At 41.2% G+C, this 22,012-nt stretch carries 21 protein-coding genes; 19 read left to right on the forward strand and 2 right to left on the reverse strand.

Features of this window, described 5'->3' with window-relative positions; translation table 11 throughout:
- Positions 1-32: 32 nt before the first annotated feature.
- The 19 genes from QEZ38_RS06095 to QEZ38_RS06185 all read left to right on the forward strand — a co-directional run bounded on the left by QEZ38_RS06095 (position 33) and on the right by QEZ38_RS06185 (position 19,075).
- A complete protein-coding gene (locus QEZ38_RS06095; RefSeq protein ID WP_281335337.1) occupies positions 33-662 on the forward strand; it encodes a nicotinate-nucleotide adenylyltransferase in 630 nt (209 codons plus the stop codon).
- On the forward strand, positions 662-1,255 hold the full coding sequence (gene yqeK / locus QEZ38_RS06100) for a bis(5'-nucleosyl)-tetraphosphatase (symmetrical) YqeK (RefSeq protein WP_281335338.1): 594 nt from the start codon (positions 662-664) through the stop codon (positions 1,253-1,255). The genes QEZ38_RS06095 and yqeK overlap by 1 nt, the downstream gene beginning before the upstream one ends.
- Positions 1,256-1,756 carry a cysteine hydrolase family protein gene (locus QEZ38_RS06105; RefSeq protein WP_281335339.1) on the forward strand — a complete coding sequence of 167 codons (501 nt, stop codon included), beginning with the start codon at positions 1,256-1,258 and terminating at the stop codon, positions 1,754-1,756.
- Between the two features lie 12 nt (positions 1,757-1,768).
- On the forward strand, positions 1,769-2,122 hold the full coding sequence (gene rsfS, locus QEZ38_RS06110; protein ID WP_281335340.1) for a ribosome silencing factor: 354 nt from the start codon (positions 1,769-1,771) through the stop codon (positions 2,120-2,122).
- A gap of 110 nt (positions 2,123-2,232) precedes the next feature.
- A complete protein-coding gene (locus tag QEZ38_RS06115; RefSeq protein WP_281335341.1) occupies positions 2,233-2,973 on the forward strand; it encodes a class I SAM-dependent DNA methyltransferase in 741 nt (246 codons plus the stop codon).
- A gap of 9 nt (positions 2,974-2,982) precedes the next feature.
- Positions 2,983-4,080 carry a nucleotidyltransferase gene (locus tag QEZ38_RS06120; protein ID WP_281335342.1) on the forward strand — a complete coding sequence of 366 codons (1,098 nt, stop codon included), beginning with the start codon at positions 2,983-2,985 and terminating at the stop codon, positions 4,078-4,080.
- Positions 4,081-4,296: 216 nt separating this feature from the next.
- Positions 4,297-5,910, forward strand: coding sequence for a ribonuclease Y (locus tag QEZ38_RS06125; RefSeq protein ID WP_070461168.1), 1,614 nt, complete (start codon positions 4,297-4,299; stop codon positions 5,908-5,910).
- A 136-nt stretch (positions 5,911-6,046) separates the two neighbouring features.
- Positions 6,047-6,673, forward strand: a complete 627-nt coding sequence (gene gmk / locus QEZ38_RS06130; RefSeq protein ID WP_000775049.1) for a guanylate kinase — start codon at positions 6,047-6,049, stop codon at positions 6,671-6,673.
- A gap of 24 nt (positions 6,674-6,697) precedes the next feature.
- The gene (rpoZ, locus tag QEZ38_RS06135) at positions 6,698-7,012 is read left to right on the forward strand and encodes a DNA-directed RNA polymerase subunit omega (protein ID WP_045763172.1); all 315 of its coding nucleotides are present in this window, start codon (positions 6,698-6,700) and stop codon (positions 7,010-7,012) included.
- Between the two features lie 84 nt (positions 7,013-7,096).
- Positions 7,097-9,493: a primosomal protein N' gene (locus QEZ38_RS06140; protein WP_281335343.1), complete on the forward strand. Its 2,397-nt coding sequence runs from the start codon at positions 7,097-7,099 to the stop codon at positions 9,491-9,493.
- Between the two features lie 12 nt (positions 9,494-9,505).
- Positions 9,506-10,441 (forward strand): methionyl-tRNA formyltransferase, encoded by a 936-nt coding sequence (fmt, locus tag QEZ38_RS06145; protein WP_281335344.1) that lies wholly within the window; start codon positions 9,506-9,508, stop codon positions 10,439-10,441.
- Positions 10,434-11,747 (forward strand): 16S rRNA (cytosine(967)-C(5))-methyltransferase RsmB, encoded by a 1,314-nt coding sequence (gene rsmB, locus QEZ38_RS06150; protein WP_281335345.1) that lies wholly within the window; start codon positions 10,434-10,436, stop codon positions 11,745-11,747. Before fmt ends, rsmB begins: the two co-directional genes overlap by 8 nt.
- Before the next feature lie 15 nt (positions 11,748-11,762).
- The gene (locus QEZ38_RS06155) at positions 11,763-12,503 is read left to right on the forward strand and encodes a Stp1/IreP family PP2C-type Ser/Thr phosphatase (RefSeq protein ID WP_075231438.1); all 741 of its coding nucleotides are present in this window, start codon (positions 11,763-11,765) and stop codon (positions 12,501-12,503) included.
- The gene (pknB, locus tag QEZ38_RS06160) at positions 12,500-14,383 is read left to right on the forward strand and encodes a Stk1 family PASTA domain-containing Ser/Thr kinase (protein WP_281335346.1); all 1,884 of its coding nucleotides are present in this window, start codon (positions 12,500-12,502) and stop codon (positions 14,381-14,383) included. The genes QEZ38_RS06155 and pknB overlap by 4 nt, the downstream gene beginning before the upstream one ends.
- 88 nt (positions 14,384-14,471) lie before the next feature.
- The gene (locus QEZ38_RS06165) at positions 14,472-15,230 is read left to right on the forward strand and encodes a threonine/serine exporter family protein (RefSeq protein WP_281335347.1); all 759 of its coding nucleotides are present in this window, start codon (positions 14,472-14,474) and stop codon (positions 15,228-15,230) included.
- A gap of 1 nt (position 15,231) precedes the next feature.
- A complete protein-coding gene (locus QEZ38_RS06170; RefSeq protein ID WP_049503410.1) occupies positions 15,232-15,681 on the forward strand; it encodes a threonine/serine exporter family protein in 450 nt (149 codons plus the stop codon).
- 180 nt (positions 15,682-15,861) lie between these two features.
- The gene (locus tag QEZ38_RS06175; RefSeq protein ID WP_281335348.1) at positions 15,862-17,034 is read left to right on the forward strand and encodes a hydroxymethylglutaryl-CoA synthase; all 1,173 of its coding nucleotides are present in this window, start codon (positions 15,862-15,864) and stop codon (positions 17,032-17,034) included.
- Positions 17,034-18,308: a hydroxymethylglutaryl-CoA reductase, degradative gene (locus QEZ38_RS06180; RefSeq protein WP_281335349.1), complete on the forward strand. Its 1,275-nt coding sequence runs from the start codon at positions 17,034-17,036 to the stop codon at positions 18,306-18,308. The genes QEZ38_RS06175 and QEZ38_RS06180 overlap by 1 nt, the downstream gene beginning before the upstream one ends.
- 230 nt (positions 18,309-18,538) lie before the next feature.
- On the forward strand, positions 18,539-19,075 hold the full coding sequence (locus QEZ38_RS06185; RefSeq protein WP_281335350.1) for a hypothetical protein: 537 nt from the start codon (positions 18,539-18,541) through the stop codon (positions 19,073-19,075).
- Between the two features lie 244 nt (positions 19,076-19,319).
- On the opposite strand, the gene QEZ38_RS06190 is transcribed toward QEZ38_RS06185, so the two are convergent.
- Positions 19,320-20,285: a LacI family DNA-binding transcriptional regulator gene (locus QEZ38_RS06190; protein WP_281335351.1), complete on the reverse strand. Its 966-nt coding sequence runs from the start codon at positions 20,283-20,285 to the stop codon at positions 19,320-19,322.
- On the reverse strand, positions 20,266-21,720 hold the full coding sequence (locus tag QEZ38_RS06195; protein ID WP_281335368.1) for a sucrose-6-phosphate hydrolase: 1,455 nt from the start codon (positions 21,718-21,720) through the stop codon (positions 20,266-20,268). The genes QEZ38_RS06190 and QEZ38_RS06195 overlap by 20 nt, the downstream gene beginning before the upstream one ends.
- Positions 21,721-22,012 lie beyond the last annotated feature (292 nt).

The following is a 22,012-nucleotide window of genomic DNA, read 5'->3' on the forward strand; positions in this document are numbered from 1 at the left end:
TGTTTTTACAGAAGACTAAAGGAGATTAGCCTATGGCAATCGAACTATTAACTCCTTTTACAAAAGTGGAGTTAGAGCCAGAAATAAAGGATAAAAAACGTAAGCAAGTTGGAATCTTAGGGGGAAATTTTAACCCTGTTCACAATGCCCACCTGATCGTGGCAGACCAAGTACGCCAGCAGTTGGGATTGGATCAAGTTCTGCTCATGCCTGAATACCAACCCCCTCATGTAGACAAAAAGGAAACCATCCCTGAGCACCACCGTCTTAAAATGCTTGAATTGGCTATTGACGGAGTTGAAGGTTTAGCTATTGAGACTATTGAGCTAGAGCGCAAGGGCATTTCCTACACCTACGACACCATGAAGATTTTGACAGAGAAGAATCCAGATACAGATTATTACTTTATCATCGGTGCCGATATGGTAGACTATTTACCTAAGTGGTATAGAATTGATGAACTGGTCGACCTAGTTCAATTTGTAGGAGTTCAGCGCCCACGCTACAAGGCTGGGACTTCTTATCCAGTCATCTGGGTAGATGTGCCTCTTATGGACATTTCATCTAGTATGGTGCGTGACTTCATTGCCCAAGGACGAACACCCAACTTTCTCCTACCAAAACCAGTGCTAGACTATATCGAGAAAGAAGGGCTTTACTGATGGCATACCAAGACTATATCAACTGTTCGCGTAAAGAATTGTTGGAAAAAATGGCAGAGCTCCTACCTGAAAAACGTCTAACCCATTGTCTGGGTGTAGAGCGTGCAGCCATAGAATTGGCTCAGCGCTTTGGTGTGGATGTTGAAAAAGCAGGTCTAGCCGGTCTCCTTCATGACTATGCTAAAAAGCTATCAGATCAAGAATTTCTAGACTTGATTGACCGATATCAACTAGATCCAGACTTCAAAAATTGGGGCAATAATGTCTGGCATGGGATGGTAGGAATTTACAAGATTCAGGAAGATTTAGATTTGAAAGATCCTGAAATTCTGCGTGCAATAGAAATCCATACAGTTGGAGCGAGTCAGATGACGGATCTTGACAAAGTTATCTATGTTGCAGACTACATCGAGCACAATCGTGCCTTTCCAGGAGTAGATGAGGCGCGTGAAATTGCTGAACTATCACTAAATAAGGCAGTAGCTTACGAGACAGCTCATACCGTGGAGCATTTAGCTCATCAGGGATTCCCCATCTATCCCCAAACCCTTGAAACCTATAACGCCTTTGTGCACTATTTGAAAGAGGATTAAATGAAGACGGCTTTTATAATCATTGATGTTCAGAATATTTTAGTGGAAACTGGGTTTCAGACAAAAAGTCTATTGGAAAAAATTTCTTATTTACAAAACCAGGCTAGAAGCAAGAATATCGAAATTATTTATGTTCAACATATTGAGAACTCTGAAGCTCAAACATCAGAAGATTGGCAGTTATCTGAGTTTTTAAGTCGAAAACCTAATGAAAAGGTCTTTCAGAAGAAGTATAACAGTATTTTCAAAGAAACTGGTTTAAAAGAATACTTGGATAAACAGGGGATTGAAAAATTAGTTTTATGTGGTATGCAGACAGAATATTGTGTGGATACCTCTGTCAAGGTTGCCTTTGAATATGGCTATCAGCTTATTATTCCAGAAGGAACTTGCACAACGTTTGATGGCGATGACATTCCAGCAGAAACGATAAATGAATTTTATGAGGGCATTTGGGAGGAGCGCTTTGCAGATGTCCTAGATTACAAACATATTTTCTAGAAAGAGGACTAAATGAACGAAAAAGAATTACTAGAACTAGTCGTGAAAGCGGCTGATGAGAAACGTGCGGAGGATATCCTGGCACTTGATGTACAAGATTTGACTAGTGTGACTGACTACTTTGTCATCACTAGTTCTATGAATAGCCGTCAATTGGACGCTATCGCTGAAAATATCCGTGAAAAAGTAGCGGAAGCTGGCTTTAAAGGCAGCCATGTCGAAGGTGATGCAGCTGGAGGCTGGGTCTTGCTAGACCTCGGCAGTGTCGTTGTGCATATCTTTTCAGAAGAAATGCGTGCCCACTATAATCTAGAAAAACTTTGGCATGAGGCAGAGTCAGTAGACCTCTCAGAAACTCTGGCTTAGAAGATGAACTCAGTTGCAGTCAACTGGGTTTTATTTGCTTATTTTAGAAAAATTGATTGAAAGGTAAAGAGCGAGTGGTATTTGCCAGGGAAGCTCTTTGTAACTTAATTATGCCTACTTATGAAACCTTTGCGGCTGTTTACGATGCTGTGATGGACGATAGTTTATACGATAAATGGATGGATTTTTCCCTGCGTCATTTGCCAAAGACTAAGGAGAGAAAGAAACTCTTGGAGCTGGCTTGTGGTACAGGTATCCAGTCTGTGCGCTTTTCTCAGGCAGGTTTTGATGTAACTGGACTGGATTTGAGCGCAGACATGTTGAAGATTGCGGAGAAGAGAGCTACTTCAGCCAAGCAAAAGATTGATTTTATTGAAGGTAATATGTTGGATTTGTCCAAGGTAGGAACTTATGACTTTGTCACTTGTTATTCGGACTCTATCTGTTACATGCAGGATGAGGTGGAAGTAGGGGACGTCTTTAAAGAAGTCTATAATGCCCTCAATGAAGATGGTGTTTTTATCTTTGATGTGCATTCGATCTACCAGACTGATGAGGTTTTTCCAGGCTATTCTTACCATGAAAATGCAGAAGACTTTGCCATGCTTTGGGATACATACGAGGATGCTGCTCCTCACTCTATCGTGCATGAACTGACTTTCTTTATCAAGGAAGAAGACGGGTCCTTTAGTCGTCATGATGAGGTGCATGAGGAGCGTACATACGAGTTTTTGACCTATGATATTCTGCTGGAACAGGCAGGTTTCCAATCCTTCAAACTTTATGCTGACTTTGAGGATAAGGAGCCAACAGAAACTAGCACCCGTTGGTTTTTTGTCGCGCAGAAGTAGGAGAACATCATGACCATCACAGGTATTATCGCGGAGTTCAATCCTTTTCATAATGGCCACAAATACCTGCTAGAACAGGCGGAGGGCCTGAAAATTGTGGCCATGTCTGGAAATTTCATGCAACGTGGAGAGCCTGCTATTGTAGATAAGTGGACTCGGACCCAGATGGCACTGGAGAATGGGGCAGACTTGGTAATAGAATTGCCCTTTTTAGTCAGTGTTCAGGCAGCGGATTTCTTTGGACAAGGAGCTGTTGATATCTTGGCTCGCCTGGGGATTGATAGCCTAGCCTTTGGGACAGAAGAAGTTCTAGATTATCAGAAAATCGCTGACTTATATGCAGAGCGTGGTCAAGAGATGGAGAAATTTGTGGATAATTTACCTGATTCTCTTTCTTATCCCCAGAAAACCCAAGCTATGTGGAAGGAATTTGCAGGTCTTGATTTTTCTGGTGATACGCCCAATCATGTCCTTGCTCTTGCCTATGCTAAGGCGGTAGCAGGGCGAAACATCAGCCTTCATCCAATTCAACGTCAGGGAGCTGGTTACCATTCTGTGGACAAGGATGTAGACTTTGCCTCAGCGACAGCTCTTCGTCAGCACCAAAATGACCAAGATTTCTTAGAACGTTTTATGCCTTCTGTTGAAATCTTTAAAAATGCTGGTAAGGTGAGCTGGGATAACTATTTTCCCTTGCTCTGCTATCAAATTTTGTCAAATCCTGACCTAACTACTATTTATCAGGTTAATCAGGAAATGGCAGTGCGTATCAAGGATTCCATAAAGACAGCTCGGTCTGTGGAAGAGTTAGTCGAGATAGTTGCTACCAAACGGTACACCAAGGCACGTGTACGTCGTTTATTGACTTATATCTTGGTACAAGCCAGAGAATGTGCCTTGCCAGAAGCTATTCATATCCTTGGATTTACCGAAAAAGGCAGGCAACATCTCAAGTCTCTGAAAGAGCAGGTCAATCTAGTTAGTAGAATCGGCAAAGAGCCCTGGGATGCCATGACTCAAAAGGCGGACCAAATTTATCAGCTGGGACACCCAAGTATCGCAGAACAAAATTTTGGTCGAGTGCCAATCAGAATCGAAACAAAGTAAGTCTACTGAGAGGTAGGCTTTTTAACTTATTTTTTCTAAAAAAATCTTTAAAAATTTACTTAGGGAGAATAGCCTATTTTATTAGGGAAAATAAGGGTTTTTAGACTTGAAATGACCAAAACAACTTCAAATTAAGGTTTGTTAAAAATCAATTTTTATGGTAGAATGTATAAGAATGCATATCATTCGGATAAACAAATAAATTGAGGTAAAAACATGGAAATTATGGCGATTGTTATCGTTGTTTTTGCCGTCATCATTGGTTTAGTCATTGGATATGTCAGCATCTCAGTCAAGATGAAATCATCACAAGAGGCTGCAGAGCTGATGCTTTTAAATGCTGAACAAGAAGCAACTAATTTACGAGGACAAGCTGAGCGCGAAGCGGATTTATTACTCAATGAAGCTAAGAGCGAAAGCAAGTCTCTTAAAAAAGAAGCACTATTGGAGGCCAAAGAAGAAGCCAGAAAATACCGTGAAGAAGTGGATGCTGAATTTAAATCGGAACGTCAAGAACTCAAGCAAATCGAAAGTCGTTTGACCGAACGTGCTAGCAGTCTTGATCGTAAAGATGACAATTTGACGAACAAAGAAAAAACACTTGAACAAAAAGAACAAAGTATTTCTGATAGAGCAAAAAACCTTGATGTACGTGAAGAGCAACTAGAAGAAATTGAGAAACAAAAGCAAGCTGAACTAGAGCGTATTGGAACTCTGACTCAGTCGGAAGCAAAAGACATTATCTTGGCCCAGACAGAGGAAAACTTGACTAAGGAAATTGCTAGTCGCATTCGTGAGGCTGAGCAAGAAGTCAAGGAACGTTCAGACAAATTGGCTAAGGATATCTTGTCCCAAGCTATGCAGAGAATTGCTGGTGAGTATGTGGCTGAGTCTACCAACTCTACGGTTCATCTGCCTGATGATACTATGAAAGGTCGTATCATTGGTCGTGAAGGACGTAATATCCGTACTTTTGAAAGTTTGACAGGGGTTGATGTTATCATTGATGATACGCCAGAAGTGGTAACCTTGTCAGGTTTTGACCCTATCCGTCGCGAGATTGCCCGTATGACGATGGAAACCTTGCTTAAGGATGGACGTATCCACCCAGCTCGTATCGAAGAGTTGGTTGAGAAAAATCGTCAAGAGATTGACAATAAGATTCGTGAATATGGTGAAGCCGCAGCCTATGAAATTGGTGCACCAAACCTTCACCCAGACTTGATGAAGATCATGGGACGCTTGCAGTTCCGTACTTCATACGGACAAAATGTCTTGCGTCATTCGATTGAAGTTGCTAAGTTGGCTGGTATCATGGCTAGCGAACTTGGTGAGAATGCTACCCTTGCTCGTCGCGCGGGATTCCTTCACGATATTGGTAAAGCCATTGACCGAGAGGTAGAAGGTAGCCACGTTGAGATTGGTACTGAGTTGGCTCGCAAGTACAAGGAACATCCAGTTGTGGTGAATACTATTGCCAGTCACCACGGAGATGTAGAACCTGAAAGTGTGATCGCAGTCATCGTTGCTGCGGCGGATGCATTGAGTGCTGCCCGTCCAGGAGCTCGTAGTGAGTCACTCGAAAGCTACATCAAACGTCTCCATGATCTTGAAGAAATTGCTAATAGCTTTGAAGGTGTTCAAAATAGCTTTGCCCTTCAAGCTGGTCGCGAAATCCGCATTATGGTAAATCCAGGTCAAATCAAAGATGACAAGGTCACAATCTTGGCTCATAAAGTTCGTGAGAAAATCGAAAACAATCTCGATTACCCAGGAAATATCAAGGTAACCGTGATTCGTGAACTTCGTGCAGTTGATTATGCAAAATAAATAAGAAAGAGCAGTTGAAAAATTACTGCTTTTTTGTTACACTAGATAGAAAGATTGTAGCGAGCAGAAATGGCTTTAGATATATAATCTTACAGAAATTTTCAAGTCATTTCACAAACTATCCAAAGGAGACATAATGGCAGACCGAGGCTTACTAATCGTTTTTTCAGGTCCTTCAGGAGTTGGAAAAGGAACGGTTAGACGAGAAATTTTTGAGAGTTCTGAAAATCAATTTCAATATTCAGTATCTATGACGACACGGGCACAACGTCCAGGTGAAGTAGATGGTGTTGATTATTTCTTCCGTACACGGGAAGAATTTGAAGAATTGATCCGTCAAGGGCAAATGTTAGAGTATGCAGAGTATGTAGGCAACTACTACGGAACTCCTCTGACCTATGTCAATGAAACGCTTGATAAGGGAATCGATGTCTTTCTTGAAATTGAAGTACAGGGAGCTCTCCAGGTCAAGAAAAAAGTTCCAGATGCTGTCTTTATTTTTTTGACACCACCAGATTTGGAAGAATTGCAAGACCGTCTCGTAGGTCGTGGTACCGATAGTGCAGAAGTAATTGCTCAGCGTATCGAAAAAGCCAAGGAAGAAATTGCTTTGATGCGTGAGTATGACTACGCTATTGTAAATGACCATGTTCCTCTTGCCGCAGAACGTGTAAAACGTGTGATTGAAGCAGAACATTTCCGTGTAGACCGCGTGATTGGTCATTATCAGGATATGCTACCAAAGTCTCCGACTATTCGATAAACTATAGAAAACAGGTACAAACAAATGATGCTTAAACCCTCTATTGATACCTTGCTTGATAAGGTACCATCAAAATATTCACTCGTCATCTTGGAAGCAAAACGTGCTCACGAATTAGAAGCTGGAGCACCTCCAACTCAAGAATTTAAATCTGAAAAATCAACTCTTCGTGCCTTGGAAGAAATTGAATCAGGGAATGTAACCATCCACCCAGATCCAGAAGGAAAACGCGAAGCTGTTCGCCGTCGTATCGAAGAAGAAAGACGATTGAAAGAAGAAGAAGAAAAGAAAATCAAAGAGCAAATCGCGAAAGAAAAAGAAGAAGGTGAAAAAATTTAAGGTTGGGGGGACTCAATCTTATTTTTTCTATTGTAAGAATACTCAATCAATTGGAACGATTTAAGAAGAGAAGGAGGTGAGGATATGGCTATTGCAAAAATCATTGTCGATGTTCCCTTGATGCAGACAGACCAGCCCTATAGCTACAAGATTCCTGAGGAATTTGAAGAGATGCTGGAAGTTGGTATGCGGGTTCATGTACCTTTTGGGAAGGCCAATCGCTTGATTCAGGGAATTGTTCTTGGAATGGAGTCTCAATCTGATGCAGATGTGGCAGACGAGGACTTGAAAGAGATTGCTGAGGTGCTGGACTTTTCTCCTGTTTTAACGGAGGAACAACTCTGGCTAGCTGAAGAACTACGTAAGTCAGTTTTTTCATACAAGATTACCATTCTAAAAGCTATGCTTCCTGGATTTTTGAACTCTAGCTATGATAAGATCCTCTACCCTCTGGAAGGCTTAAGTCAAGAAGATAGAGAACGCTTATTCGGTTCACAGGGGTCTCTAGCATTTTCATCTCTAGACTTAGAAAAGCAGGCTGAGATGATGCGATTGACTCGAAAAAGGCTTTTAAAACTAGAGTACCAGGCTGTGGATCAGAAGAAGGTTAGGACGCAGTCTTGGGTTGAAGTTCATCTTGAACAGTTAGAAAAGCTAGAAATTTCAAATCGTGCCAAGAAGAAATTGGAACTGCGAGAATACTTATTAGTACATCCTGAAACAGTTCCTTTGGCTGATTTGTTAGAACATTACTCACGTGAACAAGTTAATTTCTTTGTGGAACATGGTGCTATCACCATCGTGCAAAAAGAAGTGCAACGTTCAGCGGCTTATTTTGAAGGTATTGAATCTAGCCAATCTTTAGAGTTAAATCCAGAACAAAAAGAAGCCTGTGAGGCGGTTGTTGGAGCGATTGGGAAGAAACACCCTCCCTTTCTTTTACAAGGAATCACTGGAAGTGGGAAAACGGAGGTTTACTTGCAGATTATCCAAGGGGCTTTGGATTTGGGAAAAACAGCGATTGTTCTAGTCCCGGAAATCTCTCTAACACCTCAAATGACCGAGCGATTTATTGCTCGTTTTGGTGAGAAAGTTGCCATTCTCCACTCTGGCTTGTCCAATGGTGAGAAGTACGATGAATGGCGCAAGGTGGAGCGAGGAGAAGCCCAGGTAGTTGTTGGTGCTAGGTCTGCCATTTTTGCACCTTTGAAAAATATAGGGGTTATCATTATCGATGAGGAGCACGAGGCCAGCTATAAGCAAGACAGCAATCCTCGTTACCATGCTAGAGATGTGGCTCTTTTACGAGCCCATTACAATCAAGCAGCTCTAGTCCTAGGTTCTGCGACACCGAGTCTAGAAAGTCGTGCGCGTGCTGGTAAGGGTGTCTATCAACATCTACGTCTAACTCAACGTGCCAATCCTTTAGCAAGTATTCCTCAAGTTCAACTGATTGACTTCCGTGATTATATCGGGCAGAATGAAACATCAAATTTTACACCACCACTGATTGAGGCCATTCAAGATCGATTGGATAAAAAAGAGCAGGTTGTTCTCATGCTCAATCGCCGTGGCTATTCTAGCTTTGTCATGTGTCGGGAATGTGGGACCGTGGATACCTGTCCGAACTGCGATATTTCTCTGACGCTGCACATGGATACCAAGACGATGAACTGTCATTATTGTGGTTTTTCCAAAGAAATTCCTCATGTCTGTCCAAACTGTCAGAGTCGCAGTATTCGTTACTATGGAACAGGAACTCAAAAGGCCTACGATGAGCTGGCTGAACTCTTTCCAGAGGCTCGCATTCTGCGAATGGATGTAGATACAACTCGTAAAAAAGGCAGTCACCAAGCTCTACTTGAACAATTTGGCAATGGTGAAGCGGACATATTGCTAGGAACCCAGATGATTGCCAAGGGCTTGGATTTTCCAAATGTGACCTTGGTTGGTGTTCTCAATGCGGATACAGCCTTGAATCTGCCTGATTTCCGTTCTTCTGAGAGAACCTTCCAACTCTTGACCCAGGTAGCTGGACGAGCAGGTCGAGCTGAGAAAGCAGGACAGGTCTTGATTCAGTCCTATAATCCTCAGCATTATGCCATTCGTTTTGCCAAGGATCAGGACTACGAAGGTTTCTATGCCTATGAAATGGGTATCAGACGTCAGTTGGGTTACCCGCCTTATTATTTCACTATTGGGATTACCTTGTCTCATAAAAAAGAGGAAGAGGTTCTGAGACGTGCTTATCAAGTCATGGGTATTTTGAGGTCTGGTTTGTCGGATGCTAGTAAAATCCTAGGACCGACCCCTAAACCGATTGCTCGTACGCATAACCTCTATCATTATCAGATTTTAATTAAATACCGTTTAGAAGATGAGCTTGGTCCAACCCTTAACCAGGTCTTGGCTTTGACACAAGAACGGGAAAATAGCGAACTTCGTCTCAGTATTGATCACGAACCGCAACAGTTTTTATAAGAAGGAGAAGATATGACAAAATTAATCTTTATGGGGACTCCCGATTTTTCAGCAACCGTTTTGAAGGGACTTTTGTCAGATGATCGCTATGAGATTCTAGCAGTTGTAACTCAGCCAGACCGTGCGGTTGGACGTAAAAAAGTCATCCAAGAAACCCCAGTCAAACAAGCAGCCAAAGAGGCAGGACTTCCTATTTACCAACCTGAAAAATTATCGGGTAGTCCAGAGATGGAAGCTATCATGAATTTGGGAGCTGATGGGATTGTAACAGCCGCCTTTGGGCAATTTCTCCCAAGTAAACTCCTTGATAGCATGGATTTTGCAGTCAATGTTCATGCTTCTCTCCTGCCTAAGCACCGTGGTGGAGCTCCTATTCATTATGCCTTGATTCAGGGTGATGAGGAGGCAGGAGTGACCATTATGGAAATGGTCAAGGAAATGGATGCAGGGGACATGATTTCTCGTCGCAGTATTCCCATTACTGATGAGGACAATGTTGGAACCTTATTTGAAAAATTGGCAATTGTTGGTCGTGATCTGCTTTTGGATACTCTACCTGCTTATATAGCTGGTGAAATTCAGCCTCAACCACAGGACCCAAGTCAGGTTACATTTTCGCCAAATATCAAACCTGAGGAAGAAAAATTGGACTGGAACAAGACCAATCGTCAACTCTTTAACCAAATCCGTGGGATGAATCCATGGCCAGTTGCTCATACTTTTCTAAAGGGCGAACGCTTCAAAATCTATGAAGCACTCCCTGTAGAAGGTCATGGAACTCCAGGTGAGATTCTTTCCATCGGTAAGAAGGAATTGATTGTCGCAACAGCAGAAGGAGCCCTGTCTTTCAAACAGGTTCAACCAGCAGGAAAACCTAAAATGGACATTGCTTCCTTCCTCAACGGTGTGGGACGAACTTTGGCAGTAGGAGAACGATTTGGTGACTAAAGTAGAAACGGCTAGAAGTCTAGCTCTGGCAGTGCTAGAGGACGTCTTTATCAATCAAGCATACTCAAATATTGCCTTAAATAAGCATCTCAAGGGAAGTCAACTGTCAGCAACTGACAAAGGTTTGGTGACAGAGCTTGTTTACGGGACTGTAGCCCGTAAACTAACTTTGGAATGGTACTTATCTCACTTTATTGAGGATAGAGAAAAGCTAGACAGCTGGCTCTATGTTTTGCTTCTCATGAGCGTCTATCAACTCCAATACTTGGATAAGCTTCCTGACCATGCAGTAGTCAATGAAGCGGTGGAACTGGCTAAACTTCGAAAAAAAGGTAGCGAAAAATTGGTCAATGCCGTCCTTCGCCGTATCTTGCGAGAAGGTTTGCCAGATATTGCCTCTATCAAGCGTAAAAATAAGCGTGATTCTATCGCCTACTCTTTGCCAGTGTGGTTAGTTTCCAAGCTCAAGGAAGAGTACGGGGAAGAACGGGCACAAGCAATTTTTGAAAGTCTTTTGCAACGCAATAAAGCCAGTATTCGCGTAACAGATTTGAGCCGAAAAGAGGAAATCAAAGCTCTGCTTGGTGCAAGTGATTCTCATTTATCTCCTGCTGGTCTGGTTAAGGAGCAGGGGCATTTTGCTGGTCATGACTTGTTTGCTGAGGGAGCTATTACTATCCAGGATGAGTCTAGTCAACTGGTTGCTCCAACTCTTGATTTACAAGGCACTGAGCAGGTTTTGGATGCCTGTGCAGCCCCAGGTGGGAAAACAGCCCATATGGCGTCTTATCTAACGACAGGTCAGGTAACAGCTCTGGATCTCTACGACCATAAACTCACATTGATTCAAGAAAATGCTCAGCGTTTAGGTGTAGCAGATCGTGTGCAAACGCAAAAACTGGATGCTCGAAAAGTGCATGAGTTTTTTGGCAAGGATCAATTTGATAAGATTCTAGTCGATGCCCCTTGTTCAGGGATTGGTCTATTGCGTCGAAAACCAGATATCAAATATAATAAAGAGACATCAGATTTTGCGTCATTACAGGAAATTCAGCTGGAAATATTAGGTAGTGTTTGTCAAACACTACGAAAAGGTGGTATAATAACCTATAGTACCTGCACTATTGTCTCGGAAGAGAACTTTCAAGTGGTTCAAGCATTTTTAGAAAGTCATCCCGAGTTTGAGCAGGTTAAACTAGATCACGAATGCAAGGATATTCTAAAAGATGGCTGTATCCTTATTACTCCAGAATTATACGGAAGTGATGGATTCTTCATCAGCCAATTTCGTAAGATATCCAATTAGGAAGGAACTGACACAATGGAGATTTCATTATTAACAGATGTGGGTCAGAAGCGTACAAATAATCAAGACTATGTCAATCTTTTTGTCAATCGTGCTGGTCGCACGATGATCATCTTGGCTGATGGGATGGGAGGTCATCGCGCAGGAAATATTGCCAGTGAGATGGCAGTTACGGACCTAGGTGTTGCCTGGGTTGATACGCAGATCGACACCGTTAATGAAGTTCGCGAATGGTTTGCCCACCATCTAGAAGTTGAAAATCAAAAGATTTATCAACTAGGACGAGATGAAGCCTACAAGGGAATGGGGACAACCCTCGAAGCTCTTGCAGTTATCGGAAATCAGGCAATTTATGCCCATATCGGAGATTCTAGAATCGGTCTCATTCGAGGGGAAGAGTACCGTCAACTGACAAGTGATCATTCTTTGGTCAATGAATTGCTCAAGGCAGGTCAATTGACACCTGAAGAAGCTGAAGCACATCCACAAAAGAATATCATCACCCAATCTATCGGACAAAAAGACGAAATTCAACCTGATTTTGGAATTGTCAGCTTGGAAGCAGGTGACTATCTGGTCATGAATAGTGACGGTCTAACCAATATGATTTCAGGCAGTGAGATCTATGATATTGTGACAAGCGATATTTCGCTTGATGATAAGGCAGCCACTTTGGTACGCTTTGCCAACAATGCCGGAGGGCTTGATAATATTACAGTTGCCCTTGTTTCGATTAAGGAGGAGGCGGCACTATGATCCAGATCGGCAAGATTTTTGCCGGGCGGTATCGGATTATCAAACAAATTGGCCGTGGAGGTATGGCAGATGTCTACCTGGCCAAGGATTTGATTTTAGACGGGGAAGAGGTAGCTGTTAAGGTCTTGAGGACTAACTACCAGACTGACCCGATTGCTGTTGCGCGTTTTCAGCGTGAAGCGCGTGCAATGGCTGACTTAGATCATCCCCATATCGTTCGGATAACGGATATCGGCGAAGAGGACGGTCAACAGTACCTAGCTATGGAATATGTAGCTGGTCTTGATCTCAAGCGCTATATCAAAGAACACTATCCCCTCTCAAATGAAGAAGCTGTCCGTATCATGGGTCAGATTCTCTTAGCGATGCGCTTGGCGCACACTAAAGGTATTGTCCATCGTGACTTAAAACCTCAAAATATTCTTTTAACTCCTGATGGAACGGCTAAGGTGACGGACTTTGGGATTGCTGTAGCCTTTGCAGAGACAAGTCTGACTCAGACCAATTCTATGTTGGGTTCTGTCCACTACTTGTCACCTGAGCAGGCTCGTGGCTCTAAGGCAACTGTGCAGAGTGACATCTATGCCATGGGGATTATTTTCTACGAGATGCTGACAGGGCATATCCCTTATGATGGCGATAGTGCAGTAACCATTGCCCTCCAGCATTTTCAAAAACCACTTCCTTCGGTTATAGCTGAAAATCCATCTGTTCCCCAAGCTTTGGAGAATGTGGTCATCAAAGCAACTGCTAAAAAGCTTACAGATCGATACCAGTCGGTTTCAGAGATGTATGTTGATTTGTCTAGCAGTCTATCTTATAACCGCAGAAATGAACCTAAACGTGTTTTTGATGACGCCACTAAGGCGGACACAAAGACATTGCCAAAGGTTCCTCAAACAACCTTGACCTCCATTCCTAAGGTGCAACCACAGACAGATAGCCATCAGGCAACTAAAGCTAGTCCAGAAGCAAGTGCTAAAAAATCCGTGGAAAAACCAGTGAAAAAACGTCGTTTTAAAGCACGTTATCTAGTTCTACTAGCAAGTTTCGTACTGGTTGCCGCTTCTTTGGTGTGGATTTTATCCAGAACACCAGCTACTGTTGAGATTCCAAAAGTTGCAGGTCAAACTGTTGCTGAAGCTAAGGAAACCTTGAAAAAAGCGAATTTTGAAATTGGTGAGGAGAAGACCGAAGCTAGTGATACCGTAGAAGAAGGTCGGGTCATCCGAACAGATCCAGATGCTGGCTCAGCTCGCAAAGAAGGGTCTAAAGTTAATCTAATCATATCTTCAGGTAAACAATCATTTAAGATTGGAAACTATATTGGACGCAAATCTACTGATGTTATTGCAGAATTGAAAGGGAAAAAAGTTCCTGAAAATCTGATTAAGATTGAGGAAGAAGAGTCCAGTGAATCAGAACCAGGTGTGGTTTTAAAACAGAGCTTAGCAGAAGGTACGACTTATGATCTTAGCAAGGCAACTTCTATCGTTTTGACTGTTGCTAAAAAGGTGACAACCGTGACCATGCCAAGTTATATTGGCTCAAGTCTTGAATTTACAAAGAATAACTTAATTCAGATTGTTGGTGTCAAGGAAGCTAATATCGAAGTAGTAGAGGTTTCGACAGCACCTGAGGGCACTGCTGAAGGAACTGTTATCGATCAAAGTCCAAAACTAGGTGCGAAAGTTGATCTAAGTACGACACGTATAAAGATCTCTATTTATAAACCAAAAACTCCACCATCATCTTCTTCTGTTCCATCTTCGAGCCAGCGTAACTCTAACAGAGCAGATAATACGGTGCCATCTCAAAGTTCATCTACTCCATCTTCGTCTACGCAAACTCATGCGGACGAACATAACACTGATAACTAAATAATCTTTGTCACAGTTTTTGTGGCAAAGATTTTTTTTCCTTCGAAATTATGATAAAATAAAATGGAGTTTGAAAAAGGAGGGAAACATGGAAGAATCAAAAAAACTGAATGCAGTTATTGATGTCATCATGCTGGCAGGAACGATTTTACTCCGTAATGGTTCTGAGATTTATCGTGTTGAAGATACTATGATTCGGATTGCTCATTCACAGGGCATTATGGATTGTAATGTTTTAGCCATGCCTGCCGCCATTTTTTTCTCCATTGAAAATACAAATATCTCTCGTATGAAGCGAGTGACCTCCTCTGCTTATAATATTGAGAAGGTGTGTGATGTCAACCAGATTTCACGGCAGCTTGTATCAGGACAGCTTGATTTGGAGACAGCCTTTATCCAACTAAAGGAATTGAATGCCAAGGCATCTCCCTATACCAATGTTCAACTAACTGCTGCAGCGACCCTCAGTGCTCCTTTCTTTTCAATCATGTTTGGTGGGAATGTCTACGATGCCATCGGAGCAGGAGTGGCGACCTTGTTTGCTTTTACTTGCTCTCTCTATGTAGAGAAGTTTATTCGTATCCCTTTTATGACTGCTTTCGCAGGAGCACTTGTCTTTGGTTTGATTGCACAATTTTGGGCGCGCTATTCTGGCTTGCCGTCGACAGCTGATTTGGTAATTGCGGGTGCGGTCATGCCTTTTGTACCTGGAATTGCCCTGACTAATGCTGTTCGAGATATTATGACCAATCATATCAACTCTGGTATGAGCAAGATGTTTGAATCCTTGCTGATCACCCTTGCCTTAGGGGCTGGAACATCAGTCGCCCTCTTACTCATGAACTAATATGACACTAACAACATTTTTATTGCAAGCTCTGGCAAGTTTGCTTGCCATTATTACCTTTTTAATCGTTTTAAATGTCCAGCGTTCCATGCTTATCCCTGGTGGAGTTTTAGGAATGTCTATCTGGCTACTCTATCTGATACTCAAGGAACCAACCAATGTTATTTTGGCAACCTTTATTGCTGCGGTGATTGGTTCTTGTGTCAGCCAAATTATGAGTATCCTCTATAAGACACCAGCGGTTGTTTTTGCTCTGGCAATATTGGCGCCGCTAGTGCCAGGTTATCTGTCCTATCGAACCACATCCTTCTTCGTTACAGGTGACTACGGTCATGCCATTTCTAGTGCCATGTTAGTCATGATGCTAGCTCTCGTTATCTCTATTGGAATGGCCAGTGGGACAGTTCTGTTGAAATTGTATCATTATCTCAAAAAGAATCGAGCTAGCTAAGACTCGATTTTTTTGTGCTGATCGGTTTATGCTAGGACCTTGCTTGATTAAAGTCTGATACTTAAATTTATGAGCAAACTTGATTTGGGGAATCAAGTCTTTTTTCGTGCTTTTGACTTCAATTGTGATAAAATAGAGGTGAACGATTTTTTACAATGAATGATAAAAATAGAGGTAAATATGACAATCGGTATTGATAAGATTGGTTTTGCGACCAGTCAATACGTTTTGAAATTACAAGATTTAGCAGAAGCTCGAGGGACTGATCCTGAAAAATTGAGTAAAGGACTCCTTTTAAAAGAATTGAGTATTGCTCCTTTAACAGAGGATATTGTTACCTTGGCTGCCAGTGCAGGAAATTCTATCCTGACTGAAGAAGAGAAGCAAGAGATTGATATGGTTATCGTAGCGACAGAATCTGGAGTCGATCAAAGTAAGGCGGCTGCGGTTTTTGTACACGGTCTACTTGGAATTCAACCTTTTGCTCGTAGTTTTGAAATCAAAGAAGCTTGCTATGGTGCGACTGCGGCCCTTCACTATGCTAAGTTACACGTAGAAAATTCTCCAAAATCAAAAGTTTTGGTACTAGCCAGTGATATTGCAAGGTATGGTGTTGAAACTCCTGGGGAACCAACTCAAGGAGCAGGTTGTGTTGCCATGTTGATTAGCCAAAATCCACGTGTTATGGTCTTCAACAACGATAACGTTGCGCAGACTCGTGATATCATGGACTTTTGGCGTCCAAATTATTCAACGACACCATTTGTAAATGGAGTCTACTCAACACAGCAGTATCTTGATAGTTTGAAAACGACTTGGGAAGAGTACCAAAAGCGTTATGACTGTAACTTGGACGATTTTGAAGCTGTATGTTTCCACTTGCCATATCCAAAGCTAGCTCTCAAGGGTTTGAAGAAAATTCTCGACAAATCCTTGCCTCAAGAGAAGAAGGACTTGCTTCAAAAGCACTTTGATGAATCTATTATTTATAGCCAAAAAGTTGGGAACATTTATACAGGTTCACTTTTTTTAGGTCTCTTGTCTCTTCTTGAAAATTCTGATAGCCTAAAAGCTGGGGATAAGATTGCCCTCTACAGCTATGGTAGTGGGGCTGTATCTGAGTTCTTTAGTGTAGAATTGGTTGAAGGTTTTGAAAAACAATTGCAAAAAAATCGTCTAGAATTGCTAGACCAACGTCAGTCCTTGAATGTTGCTGATTATGAGAGAATCTTCTTTGAGGAAGCAAACTTGGATGAGTCAGGTTCTGCAACCATGTCAGGTTTTGAAGGGCAAGACTATGCCCTCGTTGAGATTGTAGAACACCAACGTCGCTACAGCAAGGTTGAAAAATAATGAAAAAAAATTGGAATGGATTTGCTAAAAAATCAATTCAAGAGCGCCTAGAGCTTGTTAAGTCTCAGGCGCTTACTTCTATGGAAGCCCAAGAAAGTCTCGAGCAAAATGAAAATCTTAGTATAGCAGTTGCGGACCAACTGAGTGAAAATGTAGTGGGGACCTTCTCGCTTCCTTACTCAGTAGTTCCAGAAGTTCTGGTAAATGGTCAGGAGTATACCGTTCCCTATGTCACCGAAGAACCATCTGTTGTTGCTGCAGCTAGTTTTGCCAGCAAAATTATCAAAAGAGCAGGCGGTTTTACTGCTCAGGTTCACCAACGTCAAATGATCGGTCAAGTGGCTCTCTATCAAGTCCCAGATAGGGACTTAGCTTGCCAGGCTATTCTGAGTCAAAAGTCGGAACTGATGGAACTGGCAAATCAAGCCTATCCCTCTATTGTCAAACGTGGTGGTGGAGCGAGAGAGCTAACAGTTGAAAAAATTTCTGGTGAGGCTGACTTTTTAGTAGTTTATCTCCATGTCGATACTCAGGAAGCCATGGGAGCTAATATGCTCAATACCATGCTTGAAGCTTTAAAACCAAGTCTAGAGGCTCTCAGTCAAGGGCAAAGTTTAATGGGGATCCTATCCAACTATGCCACAGATTCTCTAGTAACAGCAACTTGTCGTATTGCCTTTCGTTATTTGAGTCGCCAGAAGGATGAAGCGCGTGAGTTGGCAGAAAAAATGGTTTTAGCCAGTCAGTTTGCTCAGGCAGATCCTTATCGAGCAGCGACTCACAACAAGGGAATCTTTAACGGAATCGATGCTCTCTTGATTGCTACTGGAAATGATTGGCGTGCTATAGAAGCGGGAGCGCATGCTTATGCAAGTCATGATGGCGCCTATCGAGGACTCAGTCGTTGGACTATAGATTTGGAAAACGAAGAGCTTATTGGAGAGATGACCATGCCGATGCCAGTTGCCACTAAGGGTGGTTCGATTGGTCTCAATCCTCGTGTTGTCCTCAGTCATGAGTTGCTAGGTCATCCATCAGCTAAGGAATTAGCTCAAATTATTGTTTCGATTGGTCTCGCTCAAAACTTTGCAGCTCTTAAGGCTCTTGTCAGTACAGGGATTCAGCATGGACACATGAAACTTCAAGCAAAATCTCTAGCGCTTTTAGCAGGAGCTACAGAGAAAGAAGTACCTAAACTAGTGGAAAGCTTGATTGCTGAAAAGACTTTTAATCTAGAAAAAGCCCAAACTCTTTTGAAAAACTTAAGATCATAAGAAAAACTCAGACTGGTTTGATTTTTTGCGCTTTTTACTGTTTTTTCAAATAAAAGAAACTCAAATACAGAATCGTATTTGAGTTTCTTAATTCAATGACATTATTTGACAGTTTTTCTGTTTTTGTTCAAAAAAACAAGATGTATGCATTGATGACGCTTTGATTTTTATTATAATATAACTGTAAATTATTAAGATTGGTAATCAAAAAAATATAGAGAGGAGGATTTTTGATTTTGAATAAAAAAATAAAAATGGTAAGTGTTGCATTACTTAGTACAGTAATATTGAATATAGCACTTACAGAAGGTGTTTTAGTTGTCCATGCTAATGAGGTGGCTTCAGTTGCAAAATTTGGAAATACTTTTAAAGATTTATCGGAAGAATCTATTTTATTAGTTTTAAAAGCAGTAGATGAAATGCCACAAGGAATGTTGGAAAGGGGGAATCAGGAAGAAATTGATAAATATATGCTTAGTAAAGGTATAGATTTAAAATTTGATAATGAAGTACAGTTCAGGGACTTTTGGGGATGTGTAGGTGCAGTTGCTTGGGCGGTAGGATCTGCTGCTGGTATCGGTATGCTTGTTAAAATTAAACAATTTATAGCAGCAGTAGGAGGTATCAAGGCAGCCGCTTCAGCTTTAATGTCCATTGCTGAATCTGGAGCTAATTACGAAAATATTACAAAATTTGGATCTGCTGCAGTTGACATGGGGTCTACTATTTTGGGAATTAAGGCAATTGGTGATAACTGTTTTGAATAAGAAATACAATATAGTTTTATTTTTATTATTTATAGTCTATTTGTTTGGGTACTTCTCAATTTCAAAAAATTTAATTCCTATAATGTGTGTGATCCAAATATTTTTGTTAGAAAATATATTTAAATCTCAAAATAAGCTTATCCAAATAGGTAAAATTATAGTTATTATTGCTTCTATAATATTATTTATTGATAGTATACTAAATTAAGAGTCTGAGAACTATTTTGTCTCAGACTCTTTTTGTTTAAATACTTTTACCTGGTAAGAGGCTGACTGGTAAGAAATAACCGGTTGTGGCAACTTCTTTTCCTTCGATTTTTTGAAGTAGTAAATCAACTGTCAGGCGAGCAATTTCTTCCAAGGGTTGTTTAATGGTAGTGAGGTGAGGGTAGAAATTCTCAATGAAATAAGTTCCATCATAACCGATAACCTTAAGTTGTTCTGGAACAGAGATACCAAGTTCCTGAGCAATCTTCATAACCAAGATGGCTGTTAAATCGTCTGATGCGAAAATAGCATCTGGTTTTTGCTTGCTTAAGATAGTTTTGATTTCCATTTCTTTTCGAAGGGGTGAAAAGTCACTGGAAACATTGATAATGGGAGCCTTGGGTAAGATTGAAGCAAAACCAGCATGACGAAGTCCAGTTGGTGAATTGGAGTTGTCATTACCTGTAATCATAATGACAGACTTGGCTCCAGTTTTCTCTAAAGTTTGAGCTGCAAGGACTCCACCAGCATAGTTATCAGAGGAAACGACAGGAATGTCTGGTGATAGGTTTCGGTCAAAAGAAATGATAGGAGCTGTTACGCGATTGTAGTCTTCAATCCCTAAGTTATGGCTACCAGAGATAATGCCGTCCACTTGATTAGCTTCTAGCATTTCAAGATATTCACGTTCTTTTTCCGAATCGTGCTCACTATTACAGATGATGGTCTTATAGCCATTTTTGAAGAGTTCGTGCTCCAGTTTGTCAATCAATTCAGCATAGAAAACATGGCTGATTTTTGGGAAAATTAACCCAATTAACTTGGCTGATTTCCCTTGAAGGCTACGAGCTAGGTTGTTGGGTTTATAGCCCAATTCACGCATGGCATCCTTAACCTTTTGAATAGTTTTTTCTGACAGATAACCTTTTTTATTGATAACACGTGAAACAGTAGTAGGGCTGACGCCAGCTAATTTTGCGACATCAGTTAGTTTTGCGACCATATTCTAATTCGTAATATGTTCCAGTTGGGTTTCCAGATTTAATGAGGATTCCATTTTGATCTTCATGAGGGAAGACACGACCAGAAAATACTTTTTCTCCTTTATTGATGAAAATTTCAAAGACTGAATTATCGATGAAGATATTTACAGTAGTAGCTTGGTTGTCGATTGAACATGAGCGAGTAGTTCCAAATTCTTGAGCATATTGCTCACCTGCTTGACTGCGGTCAACAGTAACTTGACCATTGACAAGGTCAAAATTGATAGAGAGTCCTTTGCCATCTTTGTCAGCAAGAAGAACGATTTCACTTTGACTATTAGCTGCTAAGTTGAGCTCGAGCTCGTAGGTGTTTTTGGTTTCAGAACGATTTGAAAATTCCTCTTGTGAAGCACGGAGTTCTTTGATAGCAGTTACAGGATACTGATAGAGTTTGCCATCTTTAATGGTAAGTTCCTTGACCAATGAGAAAGTTCCTTGGTGATCAAAACGGTCAGATGGATAAGACACATCTGGTAGACCAAGCCAACTAACAGCAAGTGCACGTCCATCAGGCGCATTGAAGGCTTGAGTAGCGTATGCTTCAAACCCATAATCGAGGTTGTGTAGTTCAGATACATCTACCATACGTGCATTTTCAGGATCGAAGGAAGCACCAATTTTATACATATTTGGATAGATATTGTCATAGTCAAGAACTTTTTTATCCAAACCTTGTGGACAGTAGAGAAGGACAGGTTGTTCTCCGACAAAGACAAGATTCGGGCACTCCATCATATAGGCAGTACGGTCGTTGTTGAAGTCCAACTCACCAACTTCTTGCCAGTTTGTATAATCATTATCGACAGCTTTGTAGAGACGGACAAAACCTTTTTTCTCCAAGTCTTGACCACCAACGATTGCGTAGTATTGTCCTTTAAAGTTAAAAATCTGTGGATCGCGGAAGTGGTCAGTTACATCAGCGGGTTGATCAATCAAGATCTTATCAATCTTTTTAATATTTCCATCCTTATCCATCAAGGCACCAATCTGATAAGGGTGGCGAACCCAATTTTCATCACGGACATTTCCTGTATAGAATAGGAACAATTGATCACCAAACTGCATAGCAGATCCTGAGTAAGCACCGTGGCTATCCAGTGGAGTATCAGGCAAGATTTTAACACCTGTTTCAGTAAAGTGCACCAAATCGTCACTCTCAAGTTGAACCCAAGATTTCAAGCCGTGGGCTGCTCCAAAGGGGAAGTTTTGGTAAAAGACAATCCACTTACCATCAAAATAAGAAAAACCGTTTGGGTCGTTGAGGAGTCCTTCCTTTGGTTCGATGTGATAGCTGACATGCCATGGGGATTGAGCCATCTTTTCTTGGATTTCTTTTTTTTCTTCTTGTGTCCAATCTTCATAACGTCTGTAACGACGTTCAGTAGTCCATTCCATTTCTATTTCCTCCATAAAATTCTACTATCTTAATAGTAAACGTTTCCTTATAAAAAAGCAAGTCTTTTACACTAAATTAAAGAAAAAAATGTCAAACGATTGACAGAGTTTTGAAACGTAATTTTATTGAAAATGATGAAAATATGAAAGTTTTTGAAAAACTTTAAAGTAAAAACCTTGATTTTAGAGGGTGTTATGGCTGTGTCAATGAAAAAAATAGCAAAAACAATCAAAAAATAAAAAATAGCAAAATTTTTTCTGCAAAACGCTTGACATATTTTTTAAACGTGAT

It is taken from the genome of Streptococcus taonis (assembly GCF_029948085.1).
GTDB classification, from domain to species: domain Bacteria; phylum Bacillota; class Bacilli; order Lactobacillales; family Streptococcaceae; genus Streptococcus; species Streptococcus taonis.